This is a genomic window from Marinobacter sp. UBA2498, from assembly GCF_002341575.1.
In the GTDB taxonomy this organism is placed as follows: domain Bacteria; phylum Pseudomonadota; class Gammaproteobacteria; order Pseudomonadales; family Oleiphilaceae; genus Marinobacter; species Marinobacter manganoxydans.
In genome coordinates this window covers 7,402-14,976 of the sequence record NZ_DDOI01000140.1, presented here as the reverse complement: position 1 = coordinate 14,976, position 7,575 = coordinate 7,402, and the positions used below count along the sequence as shown (strand labels likewise).

Here is a 7,575-nt window from a genome sequence, read left to right as displayed (position 1 = left end):
TCTCATGCAGTCGGCAGGCCCAGCGCAGTACTTCTTCATCTGCCGGGGTGTTCAGGGCCCAGGCGTCGGCAACCTGCCGCCATGCTGCCACGGCAGTTTCCTCAACGGCAGCGCCATGTTCCTGGTCAACGTGGTAACGCTCCTGAAGCGCGGAAATGGTTCGCTCACGGACATCCTCGTGCTGGATTCGCCCGACAATGTCGTAAAGCAGACCTTCCCGCAGAGCACCATCGGCGAACGCCATGTCCTTGATACCAAGGGATTGGAATGCCCCCATCAGGATGGCAAATCCGGCCGGGAATATGCTCTGGCGGTCCGAGCGTACGCCCAGATCTCCCAGTTTTTCTGTTTTACCCATGTCCACCAGCCGCTTGCGAAGTTCCTGCATGGCGGCGAGGGTAATGGTGCCGTCGGTGATCTTCAGGGTCGCCAATACGCTGGCAATGGCTTTGATCGAGCCGGATGAGCCCACCGCACTTTGCCACCCCACGGAGCGGTAATGCTGGCGGATGTTGAGCAGTTCCTGTTCTGCGTGGGTCACTGCCTTGTCCATCTGCCGCCTGGTTATCTTGCCGTCCGGGAAATACCGGTTACGGAACGACACGCAACCCATGTGCAGGCTTTCAAGCTCCTGGGGTTCAAACCGCTGGCCGATGATGAATTCGGTGCTGCCACCGCCAATATCGATAACCAGTCGACGCCCGATGTCGTCGGAGAGGGTATGTGAAACCCCCAGATAGATCAGGCGTGCTTCCTCGCGGCCGGCAATGATCTCTACCGGATAGCCCAGCGCTTCTTCGGCCCGGGCCATGAACTGATGGGCATTGCGCGCCACGCGAAGCGCGTTGGTGCCGACAATCTGCACCGCCTCTGGCGGCATGCCCTTGAGCCGTTGAGCGAAGCGTCCCAGGCAGGCGAGGGCCCGCTCCTGGGCGTCTTCAGTGAGCCGGTTGTATTGGTCCAGCCCGGCGCCGAGCTGAACCTTTTCTCCCATCTTCTCGAGGGTCCGGATTTCCCCATGCACTAGTCGGGCAACCACCATGTGGAAGCTGTTCGAGCCCATGTCGATGGCTGCGAGTACCTCGGATGAGGCGGCAGCGTTTTCGGCGGTGGATGCGGCCGTCACGTGGTCGGAATCCTTTTGAGATGAACGTGCGGGGTACTATAAGCGAAATCCCTCAGGCCTGTCAGTAACCGGAAAACCGCGCATTTGACGAGGGTCAGGCCTGGATCGGTTCTTACCGCTTCACATCCGGCTGATCAATCGCGTAAAGTATGTCTTACCGTGATTTGGGTGAAAGGTTGTTCGTATAACCCGGACAGCCTTCAGCGACAGTCAACAGCACCTGTGCCCGGCTGGTCATTCCCTGAAAGGGACATGCCGATGTGCAGCAGTAGTGCATGAATCAGGAAAAGGTAATGAGCGGAAATATCGTAAATGTAACCGACGCTTCTTTTGAGCAGGATGTACTGCAGTCCGACGTCCCCGTTCTGGTGGACTACTGGGCAGAGTGGTGCGGCCCCTGCAAGATGATTGCCCCGGTGCTTGAAGAGATTGCCGACGAATACGACGGCAAACTGAAAGTCTGCAAGCTCAACATTGACGAGAACGAGCAGACCCCGCCGAAGTTCAACATCCGCGGTATCCCCACCCTGATGCTGTTCAAGAACGGCAACGTGGACGCCACGAAAGTCGGCGCACTCTCCAAATCCCAGCTGGCGGCTTTCCTGGACAGCAATCTCTGATTGCAGGCAGGTCACCAGAAACCGCCCCTGAGCCCAGGCTTACGGGCGGTTTTTTTATGGCCAGTTACTTCCAGTCCTCGGAGCGCGCCCGATCGGATTCTTTCTGTTCCACCCAGTGCTCTCCATCTGAGGTGATTTCCTTTTTCCAGAACGGAGCGGATGTCTTCAGGGCGTCCATGATGAACTCGCAGGCCGCGAACGCGTCTCCACGGTGGGCGCTGCACACACCGACGAAGACAATCTGGTCGCACAGCGCCAGCCTGCCTACCCGGTGAATCACCCGGGCCCTGCGCACATCCCAGCGCTTCGAGGCGTCATCAATGAGCCCCTGGATCACCTGTTCGGTCATTCCGGGGTAGTGTTCCAGGTAAAGCCCGTTAACGCCCTGCAAGTCACCGCTGTCCCGCACCAGGCCGGTAAACGTTGCAATGGCGCCGGTGCCGGCGCCACTGTCACGCAGCGCCGCGTATTCAGCGGCCACATCAAAATCGTCAGACTGGACCGAAATCATCTCAACCTCCGGTGACCGGCGGGAAAAAGGCAAGCTCGTCGCCGGCTTTCACCTCAGCGCCCGGTTTCGCCATGGCCTGGTTGATCGCAATCATAACCGGCTGGTCGCCCTGCAACTGATCCCAGGGGCCGCCCTGGCTGGCCAGCTCTGCAAGTACATCGCCCGCTGTGAGGCCGGGCCTGGCGTCGATAGCCAGCTGGTCGGTTTTCAGGTCTTCGCGCAGACGGGCGAAGAAGCGCACTGTAATCGTGTTATCACTCATGGTCAGCTCAACAGTTCCGCAAACGAGTAGTAGGTTAGCAGGTCGCCGGGGCTGACGGTGCTGTTTTCAGGCACCACGGCCAGGCCGTCAGCCCAACAGGTAGAGCTCAGGATGCCGGAGCTCTGGTTGGGATAGGCGGCCACCACCGGCCCGGATCCCCGGGATTCCTTGCGGGCCCGGACGAACTCCCGGCGTATTGACGGCGAGTCAATGGTAAAGTCTGCCGGTATCCGCTCGCCCGAGAGAGGTTTCGGGTTGCGCCCCTGGCGTTTCCGGATATAGGGCATGCCCACCATCAGGAAAGTGACCAGCACAGACCCCGGGTTGCCGGGCAGTCCCAGCACCGGGGTCCCCCCGATGGCACCAAAAGCCACCGGTTTCCCGGGCTTGATGGCCATCTTCCAGAGCGACAGACTGCCTGACTCCTCCAGCACTGCACGCACGTGGTCCTCTTCGCCCACGGATACGCCACCGCTGGTGATAACCAGGTCAGCGGCCTCGGCCGCACGCTGCAGTGTTTCGCGGGTCGCCTCGCGCTTGTCCCTGAGTGTTTCGCACAGAACGACCTCGCAACCGGCTTCGGTGAGCAACCCCATCAGGGTGAAGCGGTTGCTGTTGTAGATCTGGCCCGGGCCGAGCGGCAAGCCAGGGTCCACCAGCTCATCTCCCGTGGAGAGAATGGCGACTTTCAACCGCGCCAGGACGGCAACCCGGGCAACGCCCATGGAGGCCAGTAGTCCCATCTCATTGGGACGTACCTGTGTACCTTTTGCCAGAGCAAGATCGCCCCGGGTGAGATCCTGCCCCCGGCGGCGAATATTCTGCCCTTCGTCTACTTCCGCCTGTACAAGAATGCCGGATTCCGTCACCTCAATCCGCTCCTGCATGACCACCGAGTCGGCGCCCTCGGGAATCTCTGAGCCGGTAAAGATGCGCGCAGCGGTGCCGGGTTCCAGGGGCTTCGGCGCTTCACCGGCCGGAATCCGGGCCGAGACCGGTATTGGCCGGTCTCCATGCAGATCCTGTTTGCGCAGGGCGTATCCGTCCACCGCACTGTTGTCAGCCGGCGGCACGTCGGCCGGCACATAGTGGTTTTCGGCAAGTACCCGGCCCAGGGAGTCGGCCAGTGCGACGGTTTCAATCTGCGCAACCACCGGTGCTTCCGACAACAAGTGGTCCAGGGCATCTTCCAGGGGCGTGAGGTTTGGCTTGGCCATCAAGTCTTAACTCCGATCGGGATGTCTTCTGCCTCAGCGCTTGGCGCGCTGTCCAATGACTTCGTTGAGCCGCGACATTGGCTTCTCGGGTTTGCGCAAGACCAGCCCCGAGAAATTGCATGGTGTGTGACGGCTGTCCAGCTGACTGAGGAGAATGCCTTCCCAGCCGGTGCGGCAGGCGCCGGTCGAGCCGGGCAGGCAGAAGATCACCGTGTGGTTTGCCATTCCCGCCATCGCCCGTGACTGCACGGTTGATGATCCGATTTCGGCGGCTGACAGGCGGCGGAATTCCTCACCAAAGCCTTCGATGGTTTTGTCGAGCAAAGGCCTTACCGCCTCCGGTGTGCTATCTCGTTCAAGCAGGCCGGTGCCACCGGTAATGATCACTGCGTGCACCTGTGAATCGGCAATCCAGCCGGACAACAAGGCCCGCACCAGATAGACGTCGTCCGGCAGGATCCGGCGGGCGACCAGGTTGTGGCCGGCTTCGACCACGCTGTCCTCCAGAAATTGCCCGGACGTGTCCTGTTCAGGCCCACGGGTATCGGAGACGGTCAGCAGGGCAACGTTCAGGGGTTTCATTTCGGTACTGGGTACACTGCTCATGGATGGGCTCCATAATCGTTGAAAAGTTGTTATACGCCAGTATCGCCATCACGGGCTTTTAATGGAAGGGAGTAACCCATCAGGGGGAGGCGCCAGCGGCCGGTTGTGGCCGGTTTGGCGTGAAATTGCTGTTAATTTGTGCAGTGCACTTGACATTCGCCAGTCAGGTGGCCGATGATCGCTCTTGCCCGGCGAACGGTTGTTCCCACTCTCTGGCTTCAGTACCTTAATTCCGGACTCCATCTACACCGGTTGCTCCAACTGGCCAGCACCAAGTTCAGCGTTTTTTACGATCAATACGTTCAGGGGCACCCCTGTCATTCCAATACTCGTTTACTTCCATTCCTGAAAATCCAACAAACTATGAATCTTACTGAACTCAAGCAGAAATCCGTGCCCGAATTGCTCGATATTGCGCAAGAGATGGGCCTCGATAACCTGGCTCGTTCGCGCAAACAGGATGTGATCTTCACAATCCTGAAGAAGCACGCAAAAAGCGGCGAAGACATCTACGGCGACGGCGTACTGGAAATTCTGCAGGACGGCTTCGGCTTCCTCCGTTCCGCTGACGCCTCCTACCTGGCAGGGCCTGACGACATCTATGTCTCTCCGAGTCAGATCCGCCGGTTTAACCTGCGCACGGGCGACACGGTCGCAGGCAAGATTCGCCCGCCCAAAGATGGTGAGCGCTACTTTGCCTTGTTGAAGGTCAGCGAGATCAATTTCGACAAGCCGGATAACGCCCGAAACAAGATTCTCTTCGAGAACCTCACGCCGCTGTTCCCGGACGAGCGCCTGATGCTCGAGGCCGGTAACGGCAGTACCGAGGATCTCTCCTCCCGGGTCCTGGACCTGGTTGCGCCCATCGGTAAAGGCCAGCGCGGGCTTATCGTTTCCCCGCCCAAGGCCGGTAAGACACTGCTGATGCAGAGCATCGCCCAGTCCATCACCCGCAACAATCCAGAGTGCCATGTCATGGTACTGCTGATTGACGAGCGGCCAGAGGAAGTGACCGAGATGCAGCGCACCGTGCGCGGCGAGGTCATCGCCTCCACGTTTGACGAGCCGCCGGCCCGCCACGTGCAGGTTGCTGAAATGGTGATTGAAAAGGCCAAGCGTCTGGTAGAGCACAAGAAGGACGTGGTCATCCTGCTGGATTCCATCACCCGTCTGGCTCGTGCCTACAACACGGTGATCCCGTCCTCCGGCAAGGTCCTGACCGGTGGTGTTGACGCCCATGCCCTGGAAAAACCCAAGCGCTTCTTCGGTGCCGCCCGTAACGTGGAAGAAGGTGGAAGCCTGACCATCCTTGCCACGGCGCTGGTCAACACTGGTTCCAAGATGGACGAGGTTATCTACGAGGAGTTCAAGGGCACCGGCAACATGGAAATCCACCTGGATCGCAAGATTGCCGAGAAGCGTACATACCCGGCCATCAACATCCGCAGCTCCGGTACGCGCCGCGAAGATCTGCTGATGAGCGAGGCGGATATCCAGCGGGTCTGGATCCTGCGCAAGCTCCTGCACTCCATGGACGATGACACCGCCGCCATCGAGTTCCTGCTGGACAAGCTCAAGGACACCAAGACCAACGACGAGTTCTTCCAGTCCATGAAGCGTCGTTGATCTCTTCCTAGCTAGGACTAGCGCCTCTGGTTTTGGGGGCGGGCAGAGCCGGGGAGAACCTCCCCGGACACGCCGTGAACCCATCCCTGGGGGCTCGGCATTGCCATCCCTGGCAATGCACGGTCCGGGGAGGTTCTCCCCGGCTCCGCCGTTCATGCCACGTGCGCGCAGTTTGTTCCAACTGCTTTAAAGCAGTCCAGCGACCACCGATCTCCGTAGTACTGGCATATCTGAACGGAGTAACCGATGAAATACAACGACCTGCGAGACTTCATTGACCAGCTGGAGAAGCTGGGTGAGCTGAAACGCATCAGCGTTGAAGTCGACCCCCATCTGGAAATGACCGAAATCTGCGACCGTACATTGCGGGCAGGTGGTCCTGCGTTGTTGTTTGAAAACCCCAAGGGCTATGACATGCCGGTGCTGGCCAACCTGTTCGGGACACCGAAGCGGGTTGCGTTGGGCATGGGGCAGGATAACGTCACGGCGCTTCGGGACATCGGTAAGCTCCTCGCGTTTCTCAAGGAACCGGATCCCCCCAAGGGTTTCCGCGATGCCATCGAGAAACTGCCGCTGTTCCGGCAGGTGATGCGCATGAGCCCCAAGGTACTGCGTTCCGCGCCCTGCCAGGATGTGGTGATCGAAAAGGATCAGGTGGACCTGTATCAGATTCCGGTGCAGCATTGCTGGCCTGGCGATGCCGGGCCGCTGGTGACCTGGCCACTGGTGATTACCCGTGGGCCCCATAAAGAACGCCAGAACCTGGGCATCTACCGGCAGCAGGTCATCGGCCGCAACCGTCTGATCATGCGCTGGCTGAGTCATCGCGGTGGTGCCCTGGATTTCCAGGAGTTTCAGAAGAGCAATCCCGGCCAACCCTATCCGGTGGCCGTGGCCCTTGGTGCCGATCCGGCGACGATTCTGGGGGCGGTGACGCCGGTGCCGGATACGTTGTCGGAATACGCCTTTGCCGGGCTGCTTCGCGGCAGCCGGACCGAGCTGGTCAAGGCGGGGCTGAGCGATCTGCAGGTGCCGGCGAGCGCTGAAATCGTGCTGGAAGGTTTCATCTACCCGGATGATATGGCGCCGGAAGGACCGTTCGGTGATCACACCGGTTACTACAACGAAGTGGACCACTTCCCGGTATTCACCGTAGAACGGGTCACTCATCGCCGGGATCCGATCTATCACAGTACCTATACCGGTCGCCCGCCTGATGAGCCGGCGATTCTCGGCGTGGCCCTGAACGAGGTTTTTATTCCGATTCTGCAGAAGCAGTTCCCGGAGATCGTGGATTTTTACCTGCCACCGGAAGGCTGTTCCTATCGCCTTGCAGTGGTGACCATGAAGAAACAGTACTCCGGCCATGCCAAACGGGTGATGATGGGGGTATGGTCGTTTCTTCGGCAGTTCATGTACACCAAGTTTGTGATTGTCACGGATGACGATGTGAATGCCCGTAACTGGGAAGATGTGATCTGGGCGATCACTACCCGGATGGATCCAACCCGGGATACCACGCTGGTGGAGAATACGCCCATCGATTACCTGGACTTCGCCTCGCCGGTATCCGGCCTGGGTTCCAAAATGGGGATGGATGCCACCAA

The 7,575-nt window shown here is 59.6% G+C and carries 8 protein-coding genes; 3 read left to right on the top strand and 5 right to left on the bottom strand.

Translation table 11 applies throughout. From position 1 onward, the window contains the following. A partial coding sequence (ppx, locus tag B2W52_RS19385; protein WP_286803935.1) for an exopolyphosphatase occupies positions 1–1,126 on the bottom strand: 1,126 nt, incomplete at its 3' end. Between the two features lie 293 nt (positions 1,127–1,419). On the opposite strand from ppx, the gene trxA reads away from it, so the two are divergent. Further along, entirely contained in the window at positions 1,420–1,746 is a 327-nt protein-coding gene (gene trxA, locus B2W52_RS19380; RefSeq protein WP_008169901.1) for a thioredoxin TrxA, read from the top strand. 64 nt (positions 1,747–1,810) lie between these two features. On the opposite strand, the gene B2W52_RS19375 is transcribed toward trxA, so the two are convergent. Genes B2W52_RS19375 through moaB form a run of 4 tightly spaced genes read right to left on the bottom strand, consistent with a single transcriptional unit; the run spans position 1,811 to position 4,342 of the window. Then, positions 1,811–2,257, bottom strand: coding sequence for a molybdenum cofactor biosynthesis protein MoaE (locus tag B2W52_RS19375; RefSeq protein WP_053114144.1), 447 nt, complete (start codon positions 2,255–2,257; stop codon positions 1,811–1,813). 1 nt (position 2,258) lies between these two features. Continuing rightward, the gene (locus B2W52_RS19370; protein ID WP_053114146.1) at positions 2,259–2,519 is read right to left on the bottom strand and encodes a MoaD/ThiS family protein; all 261 of its coding nucleotides are present in this window, start codon (positions 2,517–2,519) and stop codon (positions 2,259–2,261) included. A gap of 2 nt (positions 2,520–2,521) precedes the next feature. After that, positions 2,522–3,736: a molybdopterin molybdotransferase MoeA gene (locus B2W52_RS19365; protein WP_273070147.1), complete on the bottom strand. Its 1,215-nt coding sequence runs from the start codon at positions 3,734–3,736 to the stop codon at positions 2,522–2,524. 33 nt (positions 3,737–3,769) lie between these two features. Then, complete coding sequence (gene moaB, locus B2W52_RS19360; RefSeq protein ID WP_053114150.1) at positions 3,770–4,342, bottom strand: molybdenum cofactor biosynthesis protein B; 573 nt, start codon at positions 4,340–4,342, stop codon at positions 3,770–3,772. A gap of 363 nt (positions 4,343–4,705) precedes the next feature. Between moaB and rho the strand changes: the two genes are divergently transcribed. After that, the gene (rho, locus tag B2W52_RS19355) at positions 4,706–5,968 is read left to right on the top strand and encodes a transcription termination factor Rho (RefSeq protein ID WP_008169890.1); all 1,263 of its coding nucleotides are present in this window, start codon (positions 4,706–4,708) and stop codon (positions 5,966–5,968) included. 246 nt (positions 5,969–6,214) lie between these two features. Beyond that, positions 6,215–7,575 (top strand): 4-hydroxy-3-polyprenylbenzoate decarboxylase (gene ubiD, locus B2W52_RS19350; protein ID WP_286803934.1); only part of this gene is annotated, 1,361 nt, incomplete at its 3' end.